General features: G+C 66.0%; 24 protein-coding genes. 3 read left to right on the top strand and 21 right to left on the bottom strand.

Annotation, left to right across the window (positions count from 1 at the left end; all coding sequences use genetic code 11):
• Nucleotides 1-4 precede the first annotated feature (4 nt).
• The 3 genes from H9Q09_RS01560 (at nucleotide 5) to H9Q09_RS01550 (ending at nucleotide 2,716) form a co-directional block, all read left to right on the top strand.
• Complete coding sequence (locus tag H9Q09_RS01560) at nucleotides 5-1,204, top strand: MFS transporter (protein ID WP_187389613.1); 1,200 nt, start codon at nucleotides 5-7, stop codon at nucleotides 1,202-1,204.
• 192 nt (nucleotides 1,205-1,396) lie between these two features.
• On the top strand, nucleotides 1,397-1,564 hold the full coding sequence (rpmG, locus tag H9Q09_RS01555; RefSeq protein ID WP_024351709.1) for a 50S ribosomal protein L33: 168 nt from the start codon (nucleotides 1,397-1,399) through the stop codon (nucleotides 1,562-1,564).
• A 144-nt stretch (nucleotides 1,565-1,708) separates the two neighbouring features.
• Nucleotides 1,709-2,716 carry a hypothetical protein gene (locus H9Q09_RS01550; RefSeq protein WP_187389612.1) on the top strand — a complete coding sequence of 336 codons (1,008 nt, stop codon included), beginning with the start codon at nucleotides 1,709-1,711 and terminating at the stop codon, nucleotides 2,714-2,716.
• A 54-nt stretch (nucleotides 2,717-2,770) separates the two neighbouring features.
• Here the strand turns inward: H9Q09_RS01550 and H9Q09_RS01545 are convergent, their stop codons facing one another.
• The 21 genes from H9Q09_RS01545 to rplF all read right to left on the bottom strand — a co-directional run bounded on the left by H9Q09_RS01545 (nucleotide 2,771) and on the right by rplF (nucleotide 21,253).
• Nucleotides 2,771-4,303 (bottom strand): acyl-CoA carboxylase subunit beta, encoded by a 1,533-nt coding sequence (locus H9Q09_RS01545; protein ID WP_187389611.1) that lies wholly within the window; start codon nucleotides 4,301-4,303, stop codon nucleotides 2,771-2,773.
• A 103-nt stretch (nucleotides 4,304-4,406) separates the two neighbouring features.
• Entirely contained in the window at nucleotides 4,407-5,129 is a 723-nt protein-coding gene (locus tag H9Q09_RS01540) for an ATP12 family protein (protein WP_187389610.1), read from the bottom strand.
• Between the two features lie 94 nt (nucleotides 5,130-5,223).
• The gene (locus H9Q09_RS01535) at nucleotides 5,224-5,931 is read right to left on the bottom strand and encodes an HAD-IA family hydrolase (protein ID WP_187389609.1); all 708 of its coding nucleotides are present in this window, start codon (nucleotides 5,929-5,931) and stop codon (nucleotides 5,224-5,226) included.
• Entirely contained in the window at nucleotides 5,931-6,917 is a 987-nt protein-coding gene (locus H9Q09_RS01530) for an RluA family pseudouridine synthase (protein WP_187389608.1), read from the bottom strand. The genes H9Q09_RS01535 and H9Q09_RS01530 overlap by 1 nt, the downstream gene beginning before the upstream one ends.
• A 37-nt stretch (nucleotides 6,918-6,954) precedes the next feature.
• Nucleotides 6,955-7,332: a fluoride efflux transporter CrcB gene (crcB, locus tag H9Q09_RS01525; RefSeq protein WP_187389607.1), complete on the bottom strand. Its 378-nt coding sequence runs from the start codon at nucleotides 7,330-7,332 to the stop codon at nucleotides 6,955-6,957.
• 143 nt (nucleotides 7,333-7,475) lie between these two features.
• Complete coding sequence (locus H9Q09_RS01520; protein ID WP_024351702.1) at nucleotides 7,476-9,092, bottom strand: BCCT family transporter; 1,617 nt, start codon at nucleotides 9,090-9,092, stop codon at nucleotides 7,476-7,478.
• Nucleotides 9,093-9,239: 147 nt separating this feature from the next.
• On the bottom strand, nucleotides 9,240-10,598 hold the full coding sequence (locus H9Q09_RS01515; protein WP_187389606.1) for a replication-associated recombination protein A: 1,359 nt from the start codon (nucleotides 10,596-10,598) through the stop codon (nucleotides 9,240-9,242).
• 1 nt (nucleotide 10,599) lies between these two features.
• On the bottom strand, nucleotides 10,600-12,150 hold the full coding sequence (locus tag H9Q09_RS01510; protein WP_246715951.1) for a DegQ family serine endoprotease: 1,551 nt from the start codon (nucleotides 12,148-12,150) through the stop codon (nucleotides 10,600-10,602).
• A 197-nt stretch (nucleotides 12,151-12,347) separates the two neighbouring features.
• Nucleotides 12,348-12,743 (bottom strand): hypothetical protein, encoded by a 396-nt coding sequence (locus H9Q09_RS01505; RefSeq protein WP_187389605.1) that lies wholly within the window; start codon nucleotides 12,741-12,743, stop codon nucleotides 12,348-12,350.
• 11 nt (nucleotides 12,744-12,754) lie between these two features.
• Entirely contained in the window at nucleotides 12,755-13,789 is a 1,035-nt protein-coding gene (locus tag H9Q09_RS01500) for an NAD-dependent epimerase/dehydratase family protein (protein WP_187389604.1), read from the bottom strand.
• 146 nt (nucleotides 13,790-13,935) lie between these two features.
• Nucleotides 13,936-14,358, bottom strand: coding sequence for a 50S ribosomal protein L17 (rplQ, locus tag H9Q09_RS01495; RefSeq protein ID WP_009209711.1), 423 nt, complete (start codon nucleotides 14,356-14,358; stop codon nucleotides 13,936-13,938).
• Between the two features lie 148 nt (nucleotides 14,359-14,506).
• Nucleotides 14,507-15,535 (bottom strand): DNA-directed RNA polymerase subunit alpha, encoded by a 1,029-nt coding sequence (locus H9Q09_RS01490; protein WP_009209712.1) that lies wholly within the window; start codon nucleotides 15,533-15,535, stop codon nucleotides 14,507-14,509.
• 116 nt (nucleotides 15,536-15,651) lie between these two features.
• Nucleotides 15,652-16,041, bottom strand: coding sequence for a 30S ribosomal protein S11 (gene rpsK / locus H9Q09_RS01485; protein WP_009209713.1), 390 nt, complete (start codon nucleotides 16,039-16,041; stop codon nucleotides 15,652-15,654).
• Nucleotides 16,042-16,145: 104 nt separating this feature from the next.
• A complete protein-coding gene (rpsM, locus tag H9Q09_RS01480) occupies nucleotides 16,146-16,514 on the bottom strand; it encodes a 30S ribosomal protein S13 (RefSeq protein ID WP_009209714.1) in 369 nt (122 codons plus the stop codon).
• A 210-nt stretch (nucleotides 16,515-16,724) separates the two neighbouring features.
• Nucleotides 16,725-17,378, bottom strand: a complete 654-nt coding sequence (locus H9Q09_RS01475) for an adenylate kinase (protein ID WP_009209715.1) — start codon at nucleotides 17,376-17,378, stop codon at nucleotides 16,725-16,727.
• Nucleotides 17,375-18,718, bottom strand: coding sequence for a preprotein translocase subunit SecY (gene secY, locus H9Q09_RS01470; protein WP_024351698.1), 1,344 nt, complete (start codon nucleotides 18,716-18,718; stop codon nucleotides 17,375-17,377). The genes H9Q09_RS01475 and secY overlap by 4 nt, the downstream gene beginning before the upstream one ends.
• A gap of 137 nt (nucleotides 18,719-18,855) precedes the next feature.
• A complete protein-coding gene (gene rplO / locus H9Q09_RS01465) occupies nucleotides 18,856-19,323 on the bottom strand; it encodes a 50S ribosomal protein L15 (protein WP_009209717.1) in 468 nt (155 codons plus the stop codon).
• 120 nt (nucleotides 19,324-19,443) lie between these two features.
• Entirely contained in the window at nucleotides 19,444-19,647 is a 204-nt protein-coding gene (rpmD, locus tag H9Q09_RS01460; RefSeq protein WP_024351697.1) for a 50S ribosomal protein L30, read from the bottom strand.
• A gap of 54 nt (nucleotides 19,648-19,701) precedes the next feature.
• Nucleotides 19,702-20,259 (bottom strand): 30S ribosomal protein S5, encoded by a 558-nt coding sequence (gene rpsE, locus H9Q09_RS01455; RefSeq protein WP_009209718.1) that lies wholly within the window; start codon nucleotides 20,257-20,259, stop codon nucleotides 19,702-19,704.
• A gap of 89 nt (nucleotides 20,260-20,348) precedes the next feature.
• Nucleotides 20,349-20,711 carry a 50S ribosomal protein L18 gene (rplR, locus tag H9Q09_RS01450; RefSeq protein ID WP_009209719.1) on the bottom strand — a complete coding sequence of 121 codons (363 nt, stop codon included), beginning with the start codon at nucleotides 20,709-20,711 and terminating at the stop codon, nucleotides 20,349-20,351.
• Nucleotides 20,712-20,719: 8 nt separating this feature from the next.
• The gene (gene rplF / locus H9Q09_RS01445) at nucleotides 20,720-21,253 is read right to left on the bottom strand and encodes a 50S ribosomal protein L6 (protein ID WP_009209720.1); all 534 of its coding nucleotides are present in this window, start codon (nucleotides 21,251-21,253) and stop codon (nucleotides 20,720-20,722) included.
• Between the last annotated feature and the right edge of the window lie 35 nt (nucleotides 21,254-21,288).

Below are 21,288 nucleotides of genomic sequence, written 5' to 3'. Positions count from 1 at the left end.
ACCGATGGACAGGCAAACCGCCGACAACATCGTGGCCGAAGCGGAAGCCGAGATCGAACGGGTCGACTGGGTTGCCGCCGGCGCCGCCATTGCCTCGATCAGCGCCGTCGGCATCGCACTCGGTCTAGGCCTGCCGCTGCTCAGCGTCATTCTCGAAAGCCGCGGCATCTCCACCGCGATGATCGGCGCCAACACGGCTGTCGCGGGCGTCGCCTCGCTGCTGGCCGCGCCGCTCGTGACACCCATTGCGCGTGTCCTCGGCGTGCGGCTGTCGATGCTGATCGCGATCGTCCTCTCCGGCGTCTCTGCCCTCGGCTTCTACTATTTCACCGCCTTCTGGACGTGGTTCCCGCTGCGACTGGTCTTCCACTTCGCCATCACCGCGCTGTTCGTCCTGTCGGAGTTCTGGATCAACGCCGCCGCGCCGCCGAGCCGCCGCGGCTTCATCCTCGGCATCTATGCGACCGTCCTGTCGCTCGGCTTCGCCCTCGGCCCCTACATCTTCTCGGTGGTGGGTTCGCAGGGCTTCCTGCCGTTCGCGATCGGCTCGGGCGTCATCTTCGCCTCGGCGATCCCGCTGCTGTTCGCCTGGGACCGCCAGCCGGCGCTGGGCGAGCGGCGTCACGGGGCATTCTGGCGCCATATCGTGTCGGTTCCCACGGCCACCGGTGCGGTGCTGATCTTCGGGGCGGTCGAAGCCGGGGGATTCGCCCTCTTCCCGATCTATGGCGAGCGCCTCGGCTATACCGAGGCCGCGGCCGCGCAATTGCTCATCGCCATCGGCCTCGGCAACGTCCTGATGCAGATCCCGATCGGGCTGATTTCCGACCGGGTGCGCGACCGGCGCTCGCTGCTGACCCTGTTCGCAGCGGTCGGACTGGCCGGTACGCTGTGCCTGCCGCTTCTGGGCACCGACTGGTGGCTGATGGCGAGCCTCCTGTTCCTGTGGGGCGGGGTGGTGGCCGGCCTCTACACGGTCGGCCTTGCCCATCTCGGCTCGCGACTCGGCGGCGCCGATCTCGCCGCCGCCAACGCCGCCTTCGTGTTCTGCTATTCGGCCGGCATGCTGGTCGGTCCGCAGACCATCGGGTCTTCCATGGATCTCTTCGGCTACAACGGATTTGCCTGGGCCTTGGCGCTGTTCTTCGGGCTTTATCTGGTTCTCACCGTCGCCCGCATGGTCTGGGCCCGCGACCGGTCTTGACTTGGCTGCCGTCATGGCTATGGTCCGGCTCGAATTCGCCGACGCCCTGCGCCGGCGCATCGTCGCGTGCTACCGCTGCAGCGGCTTTTCGCGAATCGAACAATTTGGGTTTCCGCCGTCATCTGGACGAACGGCATCGGCACAGGGCCGGTCGGTTCGAGACGCGGCACGCATCAGCGAACGGATAGGGCCATGGCCAAGGCAACCACGATCAAGATCAAGCTCCTCTCGACCGCCGACACCGGCTTCTTCTACGTTGCGCGCAAGAACAGCCGCACGATGACGGAGAAGATGGTCAAGACCAAGTACGACCCGGTCGCGCGCAAGCACGTCGAGTTCCGCGAAGCCAAGATCAAGTAAGCTCCGGCAGGCCTTCGCCTGCCAGGGACGAATCGAGCGCCGCTCCGGCAACGGGGCGGCGCTTTTCGTCGTTCAGGCGGCGGTTGTGTGCGCGCACAACCCAGAGTACCGTGACCGTGCGGCAGATGCATGCGGAGCCCGGACATGGCGAAGCATCTGATTCTGGTCCACGGGCGCTCGGTGAAACCAGCCGGCAGCCTGATGGCGGAGATGGTCGGAACGGCCCTTCGCGAGGGGTTGCGACGGGCAGACGCCGGGATCGCGCTGTCCGATCTCGAGGCCGGCGACCTCAAGCTGTCCTTCATCTATTACGGCGACATCAACAACGAGATCGCCGCGGCCGATCCTGCCAAGCGCGCCATCCTCACCGCGACCAACGATCCGCGCTATGCGTTCCGGCCGGCCCTGCCCTTCGACCTGATCGAGGTGGGCTACGCCCTCACCTCGGCGCTGCGCCGCTTCAACCGGGCGACCTATCGCGCCGTCCTGGCCGAGGCGGAGGACTGGCGGCTGCTCGACGAGGCGGCAGACATCGCCAGCCTGTTCGGCCAGCTCTTCACCTTCGGCTTTCTGAACGACCGGCTGATCTCCGGCGCCCTGCCGGATTTCTCGGCCTATCTCACCTCGCAGATCGTCTCCTCGGCGATCCGAAGCCGACTGCAGTCGGTGCTTCTCCCAGCAATGGAGGCGCGCGACGATATCTGCCTCCTGACCCACAGCATGGGCTGCATCGTCGCCTGGGACGTGTTGTGGAAGCTGTCCTACATGAGCGAATACGAGCCGCTGCGGGCACGTGGCGGCCATGTCGCGCGCTGGATTACCTGCGGCTGCCCGCTGGGCGAACCGGGCGTGCGGCGCAATCTGCTCGGCGGCTGGGCACGGGCGAACGAGGAGTTCCCGCGGCAGATCCGGCAATGGCGCAACATCCACGCCGAGGACGACTACATCGCCCATGTCGAGCGGATGCGGTCCACCTTCGGCGCCATGATGCGCGCCGGCTTCGTCGGGCAGATCAGCGACCGCAAGATCTACAATTGCTGGCACTATGCGGATGCGACGACCGGGGCCCTCGTCTCCAACCCGCACGATCTCTACGGCTACCTTATGCACCCGGCGATGGGCGCCGCCATCGCCGAATGGGCCCAGCACTGATCGCCCGCATTCCGGGCAGGCCGGGCGCTCGTCGCCGCCCTGCCCCAGCTCCCCTTACAGCGGGATGTTGTCGTGCTTCTTCCAGGGGTTCTCGAGATCCTTGTTGCGCAGCATCGCCAGCGCCCGCGAGACCCGGCGGCGGGTCGAATGCGGCATGATCACCTCGTCCACATAGCCTCGCTCGGCGGCGACGAAGGGCGACAGGAAGCGCTCCTCGTAGGCCTTGGTGTGCGCCGCCAGCTTCTCCGGGTCCTTGGCGTCCTTGCGGTGGATGATCTCGGACGCGCCCTTGGCGCCCATCACGGCGATCTGCGCCGTCGGCCAGGCATAGTTGATGTCGCCGCGCAGATGCTTGGACGCCATGACGTCATAGGCGCCGCCGAAGGCCTTGCGGGTGATCACCGTGACCTTCGGCACGGTCGCCTCGGCATAGGCAAAGAGCAGCTTGGCGCCATGCTTGATCAGGCCGCCATATTCCTGCGCGGTCCCCGGCAGGAAGCCCGGCACATCGACGAAGGTGACCACGGGGATCGAGAAGCAGTCGCAGAAGCGCACGAAGCGGGCGGCCTTGCGCGAGGCGTCGGAATCGAGAACGCCGGCCAGTACCATCGGCTGGTTGGCGACGATACCGACGGTGCGGCCCTCGATGCGGCCGAAGCCGGTGACGATGTTGCCGGCGAAGGCGGCCTGGATCTCGAAGAAATCACCCTCGTCGACAGTCTTCCGGATCAATTCCTTGATGTCGTACGGCTTGTTGGCGTTGTCCGGGATCAGCGTGTCCAGCGACACGTCCTCGGCGGTCACCGACTGGCTGTAGTCGACCTCGGGCACCGGCGAGGTATTGGAGGCCGGCAGGAAGTCGATCAGCCGGCGCATCTGCAACAGCGCGTCGACGTCGTTGTCATAGGCACCGTCGGCGATCGACGACTTCACCGTATGGATGGAGGCGCCGCCCAGTTCCTCGGCGGTGACCGTCTCGTTGGTCACGGTCTTCACCACGTCGGGACCGGTGACGAACATGTAGGAAGTGTCGCGGACCATGAAGATGAAGTCGGTCATCGCCGGCGAATAGACGTCGCCGCCCGCGCAGGGGCCCATGATCACCGAGATCTGCGGGATGACGCCGGAGGCCAGCACGTTGCGCTGGAAGATCTCGGCATAGCCGCCGAGCGCTGCGACGCCTTCCTGGATGCGCGCGCCGCCGGCGTCGTAGAAGCCGATGATCGGGGCGCGGTTGCGCAGAGCGAGGTCCTGGACCTTCTGCACCTTCTCGGCATGGGCCTCGGACAGGGAGCCGCCCAGCACGGTGAAGTCCTTGGCGAAGACGAAGACGGTGCGGCCGTTGACCGTGCCCCAGCCGGTAACGACGCCGTCGCCGGGATAATGCTGCTGGTCCATGCCGAAATCGGTCGCCCGGTGCTGGACGAACATGTCGAACTCCTCGAAGGAGCCCTCGTCGAGAAACACCGTCAGCCGCTCGCGGGCGGTCAGCTTGCCCTTGGCGTGCTGCGCCTCGATCCGCTTCGTGCCGCCGCCTTCGCGGGCCTTCTCGCGCCGCGCCTCGAGTTCCGACAGCATGTCGCGCATTGCCTGTTTCCTCACCTGTTGCGTCTGTACGCGGTCCTTGAGACCGTTCTGCCCTGCGGGCAGACCATAGCAGTGCCGCCGCCCGGGTCGAGCGGCGACCGGCTTATTCGGTGTCCAGAAGGACGGCCGCGACCTGCATTTCCTGCCAGCGCAGTTCGCGGCGGGCGCTCGCCTCGTCGTCGGCGCCCCATTGCTCGATGTTCCAGTCCTCGTCGACATGCGCCCGCAGCCACACGTCCTCGGCCGACAGATGCCCTTCGGCAAGGGCGAGGGCCAGCAGCGCCGAGCCGGTCAGGGTCGTCGCCTGGTGCATGGCCGCGACCTTGAAGGGATCGTCGATGCCGGCGAGCCGGTCCCGAAAGGCGGCGATCGCGGCGGGCGGCTGGGCGACATGCATGACGCCCTCGGTCAGGAGATAGCGGGCGCCGAAGCTGTCCCGCGCCCAGTCGAGCACCGGGTCCCAGAGCTCCTGCTGGCGCACCACCAGCCGCTCCGGGGTGCCGGCGCGATAGAACAGGAGATCGGTCTCGATATAGCGGGCGAGATCGTCACGGACCGGGATCGGATCGTCGGCGATCGCCTCGACCACGGTGTTGACCAGCCGGGTCATCGGCATGGTCGCCGGATCGATGCGCTCGCGCTGGGCGTCCCATTCGGCGGCGACCACCTCGGCGGCCCTCCGCATGGGGACCGCGAGCGGCCGTCGGCCGGGCGTCTTCACCGTCCGGCCATCGAGGAGGACCGCGAAGCCATCGTCGGTCGGCGCCAGCGTCACCTCGCTGTAGAAGCGCTTCGGCAGTTCAGCCTTCGCCTTGTCCTGCGTCATCCGTGTCTCTCATCTTGCGTGCCGCACACGGGAGCGCTGTCACCCGCGTCGCACAACATGCCATTGTCGTCTGCCGGCCTCGCCGAGCTCTGCCCTACAGCGCCGGAGCGGCTTGCCGCATCGCGGGCTGGATGATCGAGTCCGCCAGCCAGCGATCCACGCTCTCGACCAGCCCGGTCACGGTTTCGGCCACGGCATAGGCGCCGGAGGCAAGCAGCGGCGCCGGCTCATGCGTGCCCCAGGCAACCCCCAGCGCCGCGGCGCCCGCGGCCCGGGCCATTTCCATGTCGAAGATCGAATCGCCGACGACCAGCGCATCGCGCGGCGCGACGCCGAAGACCGTGCAGCATTCCTCGACCATCGCCGGATGCGGCTTGGACGGGCAGTCATCTGCCGTTCGGACCGCGAGGAAGGCATCGGTCAGGCCATGGGCCTCGCAGATCGACGCGACGCCGCGGCGCGACTTGCCGGTCACCAGCCCGACGAACACGTCGTCGCGCGCCGCCAGGTCCTGGACCAGCGCCTTCATGCCGGGAAACAGGTGCTCGCGGAAATCGGGATCGGCGCGCTGGATGCGGAAGGCCTGCCGGTAACCGTCGACCAGGGTCGCGACGAGCGCCGGCTCGGCGACGGGATGCAGCCGCCGGATCGCCTCGTCGAGGGACAGGCCGATGATGCCCTGTGTCGCGGCATCCTCCGGCGCCGGCAAGCCGTGCGCCTCGAAGGCCAGGCGCATCGTGGCACAGATGACCCCGCAGGAATCGGCAATCGTGCCATCGCAATCGAACAGAACGGCCTTCATCAGTCGTTCGTCGCCGTTTCGTCGAAGCCGAACAGATTGAAGGTCTGGATCATGTGCGGCGGCAGCGGCGCGATCTGGTCGATGAAGCCGCCGCTCGGATGCGGGATGACGATGCGGCGCGCGTGCAGGTGCAGCCGCTTCTGGACGCCGCCGGGAAACTCCCAGTTAGTGTCGTGCTCGAAATATTTCGGGTCGCCCAGTATCGGGTTGCCGATATGCAGCGCGTGGACGCGCAGCTGGTGGGTGCGACCGGTATAGGGCTCCATCTCCACCCAGGAGAAGTTCTGCGCCAGGTTCTCGATGACCCGGTAATGGGTCAGCGCATGGTCGGCGCCCTCCTCGCCATGCTTGGCGGTCCGCATACGGTCGCCGTCCGGCGTCTGTTCCTTGACGAGAAAGGTCGAGATGCGGCCCTCATGGGGCACCGGTACGCCCTTGAGGATGGCCCAGTAGGTCTTCTTGGTGTCGCGCTCGCGGAACGCCTTGGTCAGCGCGGTGGCCGCGCCGCGGGTGCGGGCGACGACCAGCACGCCGGAGGTGTCGCGGTCGAGGCGGTGGACCAGCCGGGGCTTCTCGCCCTTGCGGCTGCGCCAGGCCTCCAGCATCTTGTCGACATGCCGGTTCAGGCCGGAGCCGCCCTGCACGGCCAGGCCCGCCGGCTTGTTGAAGACGAAGACCTTTTCGTCCTCGTAGATCAGCATCTGCGACAGCACCTCGTCGTCGTGCTTGTCGCGCATGGTGTTGGCCGTCAGCGGCCCGATCTTGGGGCGCCCGGCATCGCCGCTCATCGGCGGAATGCGGACCATCTGCCCGGGCTGCACGCGGGTATCGGTCTTGGCGCGACCGCCGTCGATGCGCACCTGTCCCGAGCGCAGCAGCTTCTGCAAATGGCCGAAGCCCAGTCCCGGGTAGTGCAGTTTGAACCAACGATCGAGGCGCAATCCCGCCTCGTCATCCTCGATCCGTCTTTGTTCGACCGACGCCATTATCTCATGCCTTCCGCTTGAACTGGTGCAGATAGCATCAGGCGAGCCCGCGCGCGAGGGCGAGACCGGCAAACAACGCCGCGATCCCCACAACCACCGACCCGATCACGTAGATCGCGGCCAGTGTGTGGGATCCGCGCTCGGCCAACGCCATCGCATCCAGCGAAAAGGTCGAGAAGGTGGTGAAGCCTCCGAGGCATCCGGTGGCGACGAACAGGCGAACTTCCTGCGAGGCTCCGAAGCGACGCGCCGCCAGCTCGATGAACAGCCCCATCAGGAACGAGCCGAAGACGTTCACGAAGACCGTGCCCCACGGAAATCCTGCGCCGAACAGGCGCATGGCGGCGATACCGGAGAGGTGCCGGAGGGTGGCGCCGACGGCACCGCCGGCGGCAACGAGGAGAAGCTGTGACATGGCCGCCTTCTAACCGATGGCGCGACGTGGCGTAAGATGCCGGGGAAGCCCGGTGTCGGCGGGCCGAGAGAGTGCCGTCCGAACGCAAAACGGCGGGACCAGTGGCTGGCCCCGCCGTCGAATTCTCGTCCTGGGAAGGCGGCCTACTCGGCGGCGCGCGCTTCCGCCTCGGCGTGCTGCTGGAACGGCTGCTTCAGCTCCCCATGGAGGCCGCGCAGGGTCGAATAGCAGAGCACGAGCAGCAGCACCGCGAAGGGAAGGCCCGTCGTGATCGCCGCCCCCTGCAGGGCCGCCAGACCACCGCCGATCAGCAGCGTGATCGCCACCAGACCTTCGAAGGTCGCCCAGAAGATGCGCTGGGGCACCGGCGCGTCGATCTTGCCGCCTGCCGTGATCGTGTCGATCACCAGCGAGCCGGAGTCCGACGAGGTGACGAAGAACACGATCACGAGGATGATGCCGATGAACGAGCTGATCGAGGACAGTGGCAGCTCGCCGAGCATGGCGAACAGCTTCACCGACAGGTCGGCGTCCACGATCCCGGTGTAGCCGGCGATCGTTTCGGTCAGCGCGGTGCCGCCGAAGATCGTCATCCAGATCACCGAGACGACGGTCGGGATGAGCAGCACGCAGGTGATGAACTCACGGACCGTGCGACCGCGCGAAACGCGGGCGATGAACATGCCGACGAAGGGCGACCAGCTGATCCACCAGGCCCAGTAGAAGGTCGTCCAGCCGGTGCGATAGCCGTCATCGGTCCGACCGAACGGGTTCGACAGCGGGATGACCTCGCGCAGATAGGCGACCGAGTTGCCGAAGAAGCCGTAGACGAGGTCCATCGTCGGCCCGACCGCAAAGATGAACAGCATCAGCAGCAGCGCCAGGACCATGTTCAGCTCCGACAGCCGCTTCACGCCACCGTCGAGGCCGGCCACGACCGACACCAGCGCGACGGCGGTGATCAGGCAGATCAGCACGATCTTGGACAGGAGCGAATCCGGCACGCCGAACAGGAAGTTGAGACCGGACACCGCCTGCTCCGCACCGAAGCCGAGCGAGGTCGCCAGACCGAACAGCGTGGCGAAGACCGCCAGGATGTCGATCAGATGGCCGGGCCAACCCCAGGTCTTCTCGCCGAGCAGCGGATAGAAGGCCGAGCGGATGGTCAGCGGCAGACCGAGATTGTAGCTGAAGAAGGCCAGGGCCAGCGCGACCACGGCGTAGATTGCCCAGGGATGCAGCGCCCAGTGGTAGATCGTGGCGGCCATGCCGAGACGGCGTGCCGCCTCGATGTCGCCGGGTGCGCCACCCAGCGGAGCGGCCGATCCGCCTTCCATGGCGGCAGTGAAGTGGGTGATCGGCTCGGACACGCCGTAGAACATCAGGCCGATGCCCATGCCGGCGGCGAACAGCATCGCGAACCAGCCGAAATAGCCGTAGTCCGGACGCGCGTCCTTTCCGCCGAGCCGGATCTTGCCGTAGGGCGAGACGATCAGGAACAGGCAGAACAGCACGAAGATGTCGCCGGCGATTATGAACAGCCAGTCGAAGGTGTTGGTGATCGCCGGACGCAGCCACCCGAAGAAGCCGTCCGCCATCGTCGGGAACAGCAGGGTGAAGGTGACGAAGGCGATGATGACGCCGGCGGAAATCGGAAAAACCGGATTATGAATATCCAGCCCGAACCGTTGCATGTTGTCTTGACCGACCTCGTAATCGGTTATCGAATGTTCGGCCAATTGGCCCGGTTCGAGAGACATCTGAACCTCGCTTTGCACGATTATGGAAATTCGGGGGCGTCAAACGAAGCCCGGACGATCAAGCCGCCATATTGCCACAGATCGGGCACGCGGACACTCCGGCGATATTCTCACCGGTGCTGATTACTTGGCGTCGCCGGAAAAGTATCAACCCCTGCGGTCACGATTGCGGCGAAGTTTCGCCCAATTTTGAAGCCGGTCGCCGATCGGGATCTCTGCACCACGATCAGTCGGCCGGTAGAATTGCTGCCGGTCCATCTCGTCCGGAAAATAGTCCTGACCGGAAAACGCGTCGGGCGCGTCATGGTCATAGGCATATCCGGAGCCGTAGCCCTCGTCGCGCATCAGCGCAGTCGGGGCGTTGAGAATGTGTTTCGGCGGCAGCAACGAGCCGTGTTCCTTCGCCGCGCGCATGGCCGCCTTGTAGGCGGTGTAGACGGCGTTGGATTTCGGTGCGCTCGCCAGATAGACAGTCGCCTCGGCCAGCGCGAGTTCGCCCTCCGGCGATCCGAGATAGTCGAAGGCGTCTTTGGCGGCGAGCGCAATGCCCAGCGCACGGGGATCGGCCAGTCCGATATCCTCGGAAGCCATGCGCACCAGACGGCGGCCGAGATACAGGGGGTTCTCCCCTGCGTCAAGCATGCGGCACAGCCAGTAGAGGGCAGCGTCCGGGTCCGAGCCGCGCACCGACTTGTGCAGCGCGGAGATGAGATTGTAGTGGCCGTCCTGGCCCTTGTCGTAGACCGGCGCGCGCCGCTGCACGATCTCCTGCAGGCCCGCCGCGTCGAAGATCTCGCCCTTGCGGCTGGCGCGCCAGACCTCTTCGGCCAGCGTCAGCGCGGCGCGGCCGTCGCCATCCGCCATGCGCAGCAGCACTGCCCTCGCCTGTTCGTCGAGCGGCAACGCCATGCCCTCGGTCGCCTCGGCCCGCTCCAGCAGCTTCACGAGGCTGGCCGAGCCATGCGGCTTGAAGGTCAGCACCCGTGCGCGCGACAGGAGAGCGGCGTTGAGCTCGAAGGACGGGTTCTCGGTCGTCGCGCCGACGAGGACGACGGTGCCGTCCTCCATGACCGGCAGGAAGGAATCCTGCTGGGCGCGGTTGAAGCGATGGATCTCGTCGACGAAGAGCAGCGTGCGCCTGCCGTTGGAGCGGCGCAGCCGCGCCGCCTCGAACATCTTCTTCAGATCGGCGACGCCGGAAAAGATCGCCGAGATCTGCTCGAAGGCGTAATCCACCTCATGGGCGAGCAGCCGCGCCACGGTGGTCTTGCCGGTGCCCGGCGGTCCCCAGAAGATCATCGAACCGAGGCTCGTCGCCTCGAGCATGCGCGACAGGACCCCGCCCTCGCCGGTCAGATGTTCCTGGCCGACGACCTCGCCGAGCTGGCGCGGTCGCAGCCGGTCGGCCAGCGGCCGGGTGCGGTCGTTCCGCTCGTCCACCGCCGTTGCGGATGGACGCGGCCGCTCGCTCGGAGCGCCCCCACCGTCGCCGAAGAGATCCGCCATGTCAGCGCACCCGCCGCGCCAGACGGCGTCCGTTCCGGTCGATCTCGAAGCTCCAGCCGCGATTGCTGTCGATGGCGGCGGCCTCCAACTCCCTCGTGGTCCTCACCGGCTCGCCGTTGACAGCGAGGACGATGTCCCCCGGCCGCAGCCCGAAACGCTGCGCGAGCGAGTCGCGCGCCACCTCCGCCACGAGCACGCCGGTCTTTTCGAGCGGCATGTCGAACTCCTCCGCCACGCGCGGCGACAGGTTGAGGACGGTGGCACCGGCGAACGGATTCTGCCCGTCGATGGTGCGGGCGTCGCGCGGCGGGATCTCCGGCGCCGGCTGCAGCGGCAGTTCCAGCGTGCGGCGTTCGTCGCCGCGCAGCACTGTCAGACTCACGGTCTTGCCGATCCCGGCCGTCGCCAGCCGGTAGCCCAGGGCATCTGCGCCGCCGATCTCGAGGCCGTCCACCGCCAGGATCACGTCGCCGACCGCAAGGCCCGCCGCTTCCGCGGGACCGCCGGGCATGATGCCCCGGACGAGGGTTCCCGACGGGCGGTCGAGCCCCACCGCCTCGGCGATGTCGGCGGTCACCGGCACGAAGCTCGCCCCGATGAAGGGCCGCTCGAAGCGGCCGCCGGCCTTGGCCGAACGGATGAAGCTCGCGACCATGTTGGCTGGAATGGCGAAGCCGACGCCGTTCGAGCCGCCCGAGCGCGAGAAGATGGCGGTGTTCACCCCGACCAGCTCCCCCGACATGCCGATCAGCGCGCCGCCGGAATTGCCGGGATTGATCGCCGCGTCGGTCTGGATGAAGAACCCGAAATCGTCAACGCCGATATGGGTTCGGGCGAGCGCCGAGACGATGCCGCTGGTCACCGTCTGGCCGATGCCGAAGGGATTGCCGATCGCCAGCACGAGATCGCCGATCTGCAGTTGGTCCGAATCGGCGATCGGCAGGGTCGGGAACGGCCCCTCACCCTCGATCTTCAGCACCGCCAGATCGACGCTGTCGTCCTTGAGCAGGACCTCCGTTTTGAACTCGCGCCCGTCGGCAAAGCCGATCTTCACCTCGTCCGCATCTGCCACGACGTGGTTGTTGGTGACCACGAGCCCCGACGCGTCGACGATGACGCCGGAGCCGAGGGACGATTCCATCCGCGGCTGGCGGTTGCGCGGCTGGCCGAAGAACTGACCGAAGAAGGGATCGCCGGCGAAGGGCGAGCGCTGCGCCGGGACGGCCCGCGCGGCATAGACATTGACCACCGCTGGCGCGGTCCGCTTCACCAGCGGCGCGAAGGAAAGCTGGATCTGCGCCTGGCTCTCCGGCACGCGGGCATCGGCCTCGCCGACGGGGGATGACGGTACCGGCTGCCCGGCCGGGGCGGTGTCGGCCTCGGCGACGCGGGTCTCGCCGTCATCGAGGGGGACGACCCCATCGCGCGGCGCCGCGCTGCCCGCCGCATCCTGCTCCAGCGACGGCTTCGGATCGCCGCCGTCGAAGAGGTCGAGATAGGGGGCCGCGAGCACCCCGGCGCCAATCAGTAGACCCGCGAGAATCAGTTTCATCTGCATATCCGGTCCGCCGTGGTGGCTCGGCAGTATCGGACCGGCACCCTGATCGGGCGCTGGAACCGGATGCTGCCCTGCGAAAGGTCAAACGCCGCGCAACGACGGCCTGCTTTCGCATAGACCAGACCGCGGACGCGAAAAAGGGGCCGTTGCGGCCCCTTCCTCGTCATTCCGATCTGTGTGGCTGACGTCGCCTAGTCTGCGACCGCCGTCTGCGTGCTGGTCGCAACCGCCTCGTCAGGCAGGTCGGCCGTCGCGTAGCTGGCGGTCAGGACGCCAAATGCCGCCATGGCACACAGGAGGGTCAGAAAAGTGCGTCGCATGGAGAGCCGGCCCGTGGTGTTCATGATGTCCGCATTTTTCATAGAAGTTGTTTCATCCGCGTAAATGTCGCCACTTTTGCGTGGCTGCGTCCCGTTCTTGAGGGCAAAAGCGTTCGGCCGCCAAAAGGTTGCCTCGTTTTGAACGAAATTTCTGCTGGCTCCCCCGAGACCCCGCCTATGCCACGCCCCGGCGGCCCTCGCCATGGCATTTGCATCACACTCACCGAATACGCGAAATGTGTAGCAGCCGAAGCTGGAGCGGCCCATGCGCGGGCCTCTCAGGCGGGCCGCGGCAGCTGCACGATGCTCTGCGCCATCGCGGCGACGGCGTCTTCCGGCGACCGTGCCGACAGGCCGAGGATGTCGCGCGCCGGCGTGGTGTCCAGCGATTTGCGGCGGCCGAGTTCGGGCACGGCGGCGCGTGCCTGCGGCGACAGGATCGCGGCAAGCCGCACGACGCGGTCGGGCAATGTCCAGCGCGGCAAGCGGCGTGCCTCACCGGGGCAGGCTTCGCCCACCACCTTGCCGATCTCGATCAGGCTGAGCGTTCCGCTGGACAGGGCGAAGCGGCGGCCAACGGCTGACGGCGTCGTCATCGCCGCGAGATGCGCGTCGGCGACATCGCGGACGTCGGCCAGTGCAAAGGCGAGATCGGGAACGACGGGCATACGGCCCCCCATCACGGCCCGGATCAGCGCGGCCGACGTGCCCTCGCCTCGCGCCGCGCCTGCCCCCAGCAGAGGCCCAAGAACCAGCGCAGGATTGATCGCGACCAGGTCGAGCCCCGCGTCTCGCGCCGTATCCCAGGCAGCGCGTTCGGCCAGTGTCTTCGACAGGGCGTAGGCGGAGATGTCGGGGCTTTCCGTGTCCGACCAGTCGGCCTCTCCGTAGGAATCGCCGGGGCGCGGGGGATGGGCCGAATAGATCGCCGCGGCCGACGACGTCAGGACGACCCGCTCGGCGCCAGCGCGTTCCGCGGCGGCCATCACCCGCAGTGTGCCGTCTAGGGCTGCCGGAACCAGCGCATGCCGATCGCTTGGCGGGCTGGCAGGAAATGGCGATGCGGAGTGCAGCACATAGCGGCAGCCTGCGGCCGCCTCCGCCCAGCCGGCGTCGTCAGTGAGGTCCGCAGCGACGAAGGACAGCCGATCGATATCCGCACCGGCGGCGGCGAGCAGGCCGCGAACGGCGTCCGCCTTGTCGAGCCCGCGCACCGTTCCGCGCACATCGTAGCCGGCCTGGAGCAGACGCAGCGCCACATGGCCTGCGATGAAGCCCGATATGCCGGTGAGCAGCACCCGATCCCGCCCCATCGCTAGCCTCCTCGTTCGTGCTGTCCCACGCCGCACGACGAGGCGCGGGTCAGCCGGTCACCCTCCGGCAGATAGCGTGGGGTGGAGCGGACATGAAAAAGGGGCCACATGGGCCCCTCGTTCCTTCGTTCCGATGATCGGGTCGATCAGGCTGCGTCGAGCTCGCCTTCGGCCTCGACGCGCTCGCGATCGATGGCGCCACGGGCTTCCGGGTCACGATCGACGAATTCGATGACGGCCAGCGGGGCGTTGTCGCCGCGGCGGAAGCCGGCCTTCAGAACGCGGGTGTAACCGCCGTTGCGCTCGGCGTAACGCGGAGCCAGCGTGTCGAACAGCTTGCCGATGACCGACGGGTCGCGAACCTGCGAGATCGCCTGGCGGCGCGCATGCAGATCACCGCGCTTGCCCAGCGTGATCATCTTCTCGACGATCGGGCGCAGTTCCTTGGCCTTCGGCAGGGTGGTCACGATCTGCTCGTGCAGGATCAGCGAAGCGACCATGTTGGCGAACATCGCCTTACGGTGGCTGGCGGTACGATTAAGCTTACGACCGCGTTTTGCGTGGCGCATGGGATTTCCTCAAGTCAAATAAGCCGGCGTCATTGCGCCGGAAGTCGGGATCTTTGCGTCCCTGCCCCGTTCTCGGGACAGGCCGCCGTTCCTTTGAATGATTGAAATCCTCCCGCCGACGCGGGCGCCGGCGGGAGGCAGTCTCGTTCTAGTACTGGTCTTCGTAGCGCTTGGCCAGATCGTCGATGTTCTCCGGCGGCCAATCCGACACTTCCATGCCGAGATGCAGCCCCATGGACGCGAGAACTTCCTTGATCTCGTTGAGCGACTTGCGGCCGAAATTCGGCGTACGCAGCATCTCCGCCTCGGTCTTCTGAATCAGATCACCGATATAGACGATGTTGTCGTTCTTCAGGCAGTTCGCCGAACGCACGGACAGTTCGAGCTCGTCGACCTTCTTGAGCAGCGCCGGGTTGAAGGCCAGTTCGGCCATCTGTTCCTCGGCACCGGCCGGCGCGCGCTGGTCGCGCTGCGGCTCCTCGAAGTTCACGAACACCGAAAGCTGGTCCTGCAGGATGCGCGCGGCGTAGGCCACGGCGTCCTCACCGCTGATCGAGCCATCGGTCTCGATCTGCATGGTCAGCTTGTCCTTGTTCAGGTCCTGACCCTCGCGGGTCGCCTCGACCTTGTAGGACACCTTCTTGACCGGCGAGAATAGCGAATCGACCGGGATCAGCCCGATCGGCGCATCCTCGGCGCGGTTCTGGTCGGCCGGGACGTAGCCCTTGCCGGTGTTGACCGTGAACTCCATGCGGATCTCGGCGCCCTCGTCGAGGGTGCAGATCTCGTGCTCGGGGTTCAGGACCTCGATGTCACCGACCGTCTGGATATCGCCGGCGCGGACGATGCCCGGGCCCTGCTTGCGCACCACCATCCGCTTCGGGCCTTCGCCCTGCATGCCGATGTTGATTTCCTTGACGTTCAGGACGATGTCCGTGACGTCTTCACGGACGCCCGGGATCGAGGAGAACTCGTGCAGAACGCCGTCGATCTGGATGGCCGTGATGGCGGCACCCTGGAGCGACGACAGAAGAACGCGACGCAGCGCGTTGCCGAGCGTCAGGCCGAAGCCGCGCTCCAGCGGCTCGGCCGTCAGGGACGCCTTCGAACGGCTTCCGCCATTCTTGAACACCACCTGGTTCGGCTTGGTAAGATCTTGCCAATTGCTAGCAATCATGCGGATGCCTTTCAGTTTCCTCGCCACCATCCAATCGTGGCGATAGGTCTGAGTGCGGAAGGCGGAACCCTTCCTGTCGGCTGCACACCGCGCTCAGACGAACGCGGCGAAAAGCATCAGACGCGGCGCTTCTTGCGGGGGCGCACGCCGTTGTGCGGGATCGGCGTGACATCACGGATCGAGGTGATCGTGAAACCGGCGGCCTGCAGCGCGCGGAGCGCCGACTCGCGACCCGAACCCGGACCGCGGACTTCGACCTCGAGGGTCTTCATGCCGTGTTCCTGCGCCTTCTTGGCGGCGTCCTCGGCAGCGACCTGCGCGGCGAACGGCGTCGACTTGCGCGAGCCCTTGAAACCCTGCGCGCCAGCCGACGACCAGGCAATCGAGTTGCCCTGCGCATCGGTGATGGTGATCAGCGTGTTGTTGAAGGTCGAGCTCACATGGGCGACGCCCGACGTGATGTTCTTGCGCTCGCGACGGCGAACGCGCTGTGCTTCTTTAGCCATTAAACTGTCCTGTTGATATCGACACCGCCGTAATTCCGGCAGCTACACCACGGCGCGCCCGAGGACGCGCCGCATCGTATGAAACGGTTCCGGAAGGACCCGTCTTACTTCTTCTTGCCGGCGATCGCCTTTGCCGGACCCTTGCGGGTGCGGGCATTGGTGTGCGTGCGCTGACCGCGAACCGGAAGGCTGCGACGATGACGCAGGCCGCGGTAGCAGCCGAGGTCCATCAGACGCTTCACGTTCATTGCGGTCTCGCGACGCAGATCGCCCTCGACGCGGTAGTCGCGGTCGATGATCTCGCGGATCTGCAGGACTTCAGCGTCGGTCAGGTCGTTGACGCGGCGCTCGTCGCCGAGATTGACCTTCTTGACGATGTCCTTGGCATGGGCAGCGCCGATACCATGGATGTACTGCAGCGCGATGACGACGCGCTTGTTGGTCGGGATGTTGACGCCAGCGATACGGGCCACAACCATACTCCTAGAATTAGATGGGCTCTGGGCCCGCCATACACAAGATGCGGGGCCCTGCAGCCGAAAGCGACCGATGCAGGACTCCGAATGAAGACATGCGCCGATCGCTAAGGATTCGCGAATAGCGCAGGCTATAGATCAGCGGGGCTTGACAAGTCAACCGCCCGCCCCCTTGCGGCGGCTGTGGCCGCCGCCGGTTTCGACGCGTCAGGCCTTGCCCGAAACGATGCGCTCGATGCTCTCGGTCACCACGTCGATTGGCTGCATGCCGTCGACGGCACGCAGCGTGCCCTTGCAGTGGTAGTAACCGACCAGCGGCGAGGTGTCCTTGTAATAGGACCGCAGCCGGGTGCGCATGGTCTCGGCGTTGTCGTCGGGACGGCGCTTGAAATCCGTCGAGCCGCAGACGTCGCAGACGCCTTCGACCTTCGGACGCTTGTCCTCGTCGTGATAGACCGCGCCGCAGCTGGCGCAGGAGAAGCGACCCGAAACGCGGTTGACGAGGATATCGTCATCGACCTTGATCTCGATCACGTGATCGAGCTTCAGCCCCTTGCGCTCCAGCATCGCCTCAACCGCATCGGCCTGGTTCAGCGTCCGCGGATACCCGTCGAGGATGAAGCCCTCGGCGCAGTCCGCCTGGTCGATCCGCTCGGAGACGATCGCGTTGACGATGTCGTCCGAGACGAGATTGCCGGAATCCATCACCGCCTTGGCTTTCAGCCCGACTTCGGACTGGGCGGTCACAGCGGCCCGCAGCATGTCCCCGGTCGAGAGCTGCGGGATCTTGTGCGTTTCGATCAGGCGCTGCGCCTGGGTGCCCTTCCCGGCTCCCGGCGGCCCCAACAATATCAGCCTCATCTGGCCCCCCGTCTTCCACCCCTGAGTTTCGCCTTCTTCACGAGGCCCTCATACTGGTGCGCCAGGAGGTGCCCCTGCACCTGCGCAACAGTATCCATCGTGACGCTGACGACGATCAGCAGCGACGTGCCGCCAAGATAGAACGGGACACCCACGGCCGAGATCAGGAATTCCGGCAGAAGACAGATGATCACCAGATAGATGGCGCCGACGACCGTGATGCGGGTCAGCACGTAGTCGATGTATTCGGCCGTGCGCTCGCCCGGACGGATGCCCGGAATGAAGCCGCCATGCTTCTTCAGATTGTCGGCCGTGTCCTTCGGATTGAACACGACGGCCGTGTAGAAGAAGGCGAAGAACGCGATCAGGCCGGCATACATCGCCATGTAGAGCGGCTGGCCGTGGCCGAGCGAAGCGATCGTCGCCGAAGCCCAGCCCGGCAGATCCTCCGTGCTGGTGAAATTCGCGATCGTCACCGGCAGAAGCAGGAGCGAAGAGGCGAAGATCGGCGGAATGACGCCGGCGGTGTTCAGCTTCAGCGGCAGATGCGACGTGTCGCCCTGGAACATCCGGTTGCCGACCTGACGCTTCGGATACTGGATCAGCAGCCGGCGCTGGGCGCGCTCGAAGAACACGATGACCGCGATGCAGGCAACCGCCACGACGATCACCAGAAGGATCACAGCGGTGGACAGCGCGCCGGTGCGGCCGAGCTCGAGGAGATTCGCGATAGCAGAAGGCAGATGAGCCACGATGCCGGCGAAGATGATCAGCGAGATGCCGTTGCCGATGCCGCGGGCGGTTATCTGCTCGCCCAGCCACATCAGGAACATGGTGCCGCCGACCAGCGTAATCACCGCGGAGACCTGGAAGAACATGCCCGGATCGACGACGATGCCGGGCTGGGTCTGCAGGCCGGCAGCGATACCGTAGGCCTGGACCGTGGCCAAAAGCACGGTGCCGTAGCGGGTGTACTGATTGATGACCTTGCGGCCCTGCTCGCCTTCCTTCTTCAGCTGCTCGAGCGACGGAATGACCGACGTCATCAGCTGAATGATGATGGAAGCGGAGATGTAGGGCATGATTCCCAGCGCGAAGATCGCCATGCGTCCGACGGCACCGCCGGAAAACATGTTGAACAGACCGAGAATGCCGGTCGACTGCTGCTGGAAGGCCTGCGCGAGCGCGTCAGGGTTGATGCCCGGCATCGGAATGTAGGTGCCGAGCCGATACACCAGAAGCGCACCCAGGGTGAACCAGATGCGCTTCTTGAGATCCTCAGCCTTCGCAAAGGCCGAAAAGTTCAAATTCGCGGCGAGTTGTTCCGCAGCCGATGCCATACTTTACCTGTCTCCGGGGTTGTCCGGCGGGTCGGCATCGAATGCGCGCCCGTACCGTCAGCCGCGCCGTCTACCGGCGGGCTCCTCCATGAGGAAGACCGAGAGATAGACGCCGCGTCCGCCGGGTGCAAGAAGCCTTAGGCTTCCGCTCCCACGGTCTTGATGGAACCACCAGCCTTCTCGACCTTCTCGACGGCCGACTTGGAGGCGCCGTCGACGAGGAAGGAGACCTTGGCGGTCAATTCGCCGTCGCCCAGGACGCGCACGCCGTCCTTGGCGCGACGCACCAGACCGGCAGCCTTGAGGGCTGCGAGATCGACCGTCGCCGAGGCGTCGAGCTTGCCGGCGTCGATCGCTTGCTGCACGCGTCCGAGCGACACGACGTTGAAGTTCTTGGCGAAGATGTTGACGAAGCCACGCTTCGGCAGACGGCGGAACAGCGGCATCTGGCCGCCCTCGAAGCCGTTGATCGAGACGCCCGAACGGGACTTCTGTCCCTTGACGCCACGACCACCGGTCTTGCCCTTGCCCGAACCGATTCCGCGACCGACACGCTTGCGCGAGTGGGTCGCGCCCTCGACGTCGGAAATCTCATTGAGTTTCATGTTGCTTCTCCTGGTCTACCGGAGGGTGGGCAACGCCCTGCCCTGCGCGGTAGCCCGATGCTCTGGCAAAATTACGGTCTGGTGCGGCCGCGCCCAACGCGATGCCGCTCCACGCACTCGTCAGGCCGGCTCGACCACGCGCACGAGATGGGCGACCTTAGCGATCATCCCACGCACGGCGGGGGTATCCTCGAGCGTCCGGCGACGGTGCATCTTGTTCAGCCCCAAACCGATCAGCGTCTGGCGCTGGTCGGCGGAGCGACGGATGGGGCTGCCGGTCTGCACGACGGTGACGGTGCTGCCTGCGGTTTTGGTTTCGGCCATCGATTGGCTCCTTCAGTCAAAGCGCGAGGAGTTCGCCGAACTCCCCGCATCCAATCAATCCTCGGAAGCGGCCTGCGCACCGATGACTTCCCGGCGACGTGCCTGGAGCTCGGAGTACTTGATGCCGCGACGCGAAGCGACGTCCTTCGGATGCATGGCCTGCTTCAGGCCGTCGAAGGTCGCGCGAACCATGTTGTAGGGGTTCGACGAGCCGAGCGACTTGGCGACGACGTCATGCATGCCGACGGCTTCGAAGACGGCGCGCATCGGGCCGCCGGCGATGATGCCGGTACCGGCCTCGGCGGCGCGCAGGATGACCTTGCCGGCGCCGTGGCGACCGCTGACGTCATGATGCAGCGTACGACCGTCGCGCAACGGCACGAAGATCAAATCGCGCTTGGCGGCTTCCGTCGCCTTGCGGATGGCCTCCGGCACTTCGCGTGCCTTGCCGTGGCCGAAGCCGACGCGGCCCTTCAAGTCGCCGACGACGACGAGGGCGGCGAAGCCGAAGCGACGGCCACCCTTGACCACCTTGGCAACGCGGTTGATGTGAACGAGCTTGTCGACGAAACCGTCATCGCGGTCTTCACGTCGATCGTTACGAGGCGCCATATCCTGTTCCTTGTTCTTTTCCGGAGGCGTCTGTCGGTGGCGACCGCGTCAAGCGGCCGCAATGGTACGGGCGATGCGCCCGAGCGGCCTCAGAAGTTGAGACCGCCTTCACGTGCCGATTCGGCGAGTGCCTTGATGCGGCCGTGATAGATGAACGCGCCACGATCGAAAACCACGTCGGTGACGCCGGCTTCCTTCGCACGCTCGGCGACCAGCTTGCCAACCGCCGCAGCGGCCTCGGTGTCGGCACCCGTCTTCAGCTGCGAACGCAGCGAGGTGTCGAGGGTCGAGGCAGCGGCGAGCGTACGGCCCGCGGTGTCGTCGATGATCTGCGCATAGATGTTCTTCGAAGACCGATGGACGGACAGCCGAGGACGACCGTTCGCCACCTTCTTGATCGAGCGGCGGATGCGCGAGGCCCGCCGTCGCAGATTTTCCTTCAAGGTAGCCATTACGAGCCCTACTTCTTCTTGCCCTCTTTGCGGACGATCGTCTCGTCAGCATATTTGACGCCCTTGCCCTTGTAGGGCTCGGGGCCGCGGTACTCGCGAATCTCTGCCGCAACCTGCCCGACCCGTTGACGGTCGATGCCCGAGATGACGATCTCGGTCGGCTTGGGCACGGTGATCTGGATACCTTCCGGCACCGGGTAGATCACATCGTGCGAGAAGCCAAGGGCCAGCTGCAGGTTCTTGCCCTGCAGCGAGGCACGATAGCCGACGCCGTTGATCTCGAGCTTCTTCTCGAAGCCCGTCTTCACGCCGTTGACGATGTTGGAGATCATCGTGCGGGACATGCCCCACTTGGAGCGTGCATCCTTGGAATTGTCGCGCGGATCCACCTGGACCGCGCCGTCTTCCATCTTCACGAGGACTTCCTCGTTCACCACGAAGGTGAGCTCGCCCTTAGGGCCCTTTGCCGTCACGGTCTGACCGTCGACGGTGGCAGAGACACCCTCCGGCAGTGCGATCGGCTTCTTACCAATACGAGACATTTCGAAACCCTGTGCGTTCGCTGGGCGTCAGTGCT

The organism is Aurantimonas sp. DM33-3 (assembly GCF_014334315.1).
GTDB lineage: Bacteria > Pseudomonadota > Alphaproteobacteria > Rhizobiales > Rhizobiaceae > Aurantimonas > Aurantimonas coralicida.
The sequence above is the reverse complement of the archived record's forward strand: the minus strand, read 5'-3'. Positions and strand labels throughout refer to the sequence as shown.

Bases quoted from the DNA above. Each gene is read 5' to 3' on its own strand.
- H9Q09_RS01515 (WP_187389606.1), bottom strand. From the start codon at position 10,598: ATGGCGGATCTCTTCGGCGACGGTGGGGGCGCTCCGAGCGAGCGGCCG.
- rplO (WP_009209717.1), bottom strand. From the start codon at position 19,323: ATGAAACTCAATGAGATTTCCGACGTCGAGGGCGCGACCCACTCGCGC.
- H9Q09_RS01560 (WP_187389613.1), top strand. From the start codon at position 5: ATGGACAGGCAAACCGCCGACAACATCGTGGCCGAAGCGGAAGCCGAG.
- rplF (WP_009209720.1), bottom strand. From the start codon at position 21,253: ATGTCTCGTATTGGTAAGAAGCCGATCGCACTGCCGGAGGGTGTCTCT.
- H9Q09_RS01540 (WP_187389610.1), bottom strand. From the start codon at position 5,129: ATGACGCAGGACAAGGCGAAGGCTGAACTGCCGAAGCGCTTCTACAGC.
- H9Q09_RS01545 (WP_187389611.1), bottom strand. From the start codon at position 4,303: ATGCGCGACATGCTGTCGGAACTCGAGGCGCGGCGCGAGAAGGCCCGC.
- H9Q09_RS01550 (WP_187389612.1), top strand. From the start codon at position 1,709: ATGGCGAAGCATCTGATTCTGGTCCACGGGCGCTCGGTGAAACCAGCC.
- rpmG (WP_024351709.1), top strand. From the start codon at position 1,397: ATGGCCAAGGCAACCACGATCAAGATCAAGCTCCTCTCGACCGCCGAC.
- H9Q09_RS01520 (WP_024351702.1), bottom strand. From the start codon at position 9,092: ATGTCTCTCGAACCGGGCCAATTGGCCGAACATTCGATAACCGATTAC.
- secY (WP_024351698.1), bottom strand. From the start codon at position 18,718: ATGGCATCGGCTGCGGAACAACTCGCCGCGAATTTGAACTTTTCGGCC.
- rpmD (WP_024351697.1), bottom strand. From the start codon at position 19,647: ATGGCCGAAACCAAAACCGCAGGCAGCACCGTCACCGTCGTGCAGACC.
- rpsK (WP_009209713.1), bottom strand. From the start codon at position 16,041: ATGGCTAAAGAAGCACAGCGCGTTCGCCGTCGCGAGCGCAAGAACATC.
- rplR (WP_009209719.1), bottom strand. From the start codon at position 20,711: ATGGCTACCTTGAAGGAAAATCTGCGACGGCGGGCCTCGCGCATCCGC.
- H9Q09_RS01510 (WP_246715951.1), bottom strand. From the start codon at position 12,150: ATGAAACTGATTCTCGCGGGTCTACTGATTGGCGCCGGGGTGCTCGCG.
- H9Q09_RS01490 (WP_009209712.1), bottom strand. From the start codon at position 15,535: ATGATTGCTAGCAATTGGCAAGATCTTACCAAGCCGAACCAGGTGGTG.
- H9Q09_RS01500 (WP_187389604.1), bottom strand. From the start codon at position 13,789: ATGGGGCGGGATCGGGTGCTGCTCACCGGCATATCGGGCTTCATCGCA.
- H9Q09_RS01475 (WP_009209715.1), bottom strand. From the start codon at position 17,378: ATGAGGCTGATATTGTTGGGGCCGCCGGGAGCCGGGAAGGGCACCCAG.
- rpsE (WP_009209718.1), bottom strand. From the start codon at position 20,259: ATGGCGCCTCGTAACGATCGACGTGAAGACCGCGATGACGGTTTCGTC.
- H9Q09_RS01505 (WP_187389605.1), bottom strand. From the start codon at position 12,743: ATGGGCCGCTCCAGCTTCGGCTGCTACACATTTCGCGTATTCGGTGAG.
- H9Q09_RS01530 (WP_187389608.1), bottom strand. From the start codon at position 6,917: ATGGCGTCGGTCGAACAAAGACGGATCGAGGATGACGAGGCGGGATTG.
- crcB (WP_187389607.1), bottom strand. From the start codon at position 7,332: ATGTCACAGCTTCTCCTCGTTGCCGCCGGCGGTGCCGTCGGCGCCACC.
- H9Q09_RS01535 (WP_187389609.1), bottom strand. From the start codon at position 5,931: ATGAAGGCCGTTCTGTTCGATTGCGATGGCACGATTGCCGATTCCTGC.
- rplQ (WP_009209711.1), bottom strand. From the start codon at position 14,358: ATGCGCCACGCAAAACGCGGTCGTAAGCTTAATCGTACCGCCAGCCAC.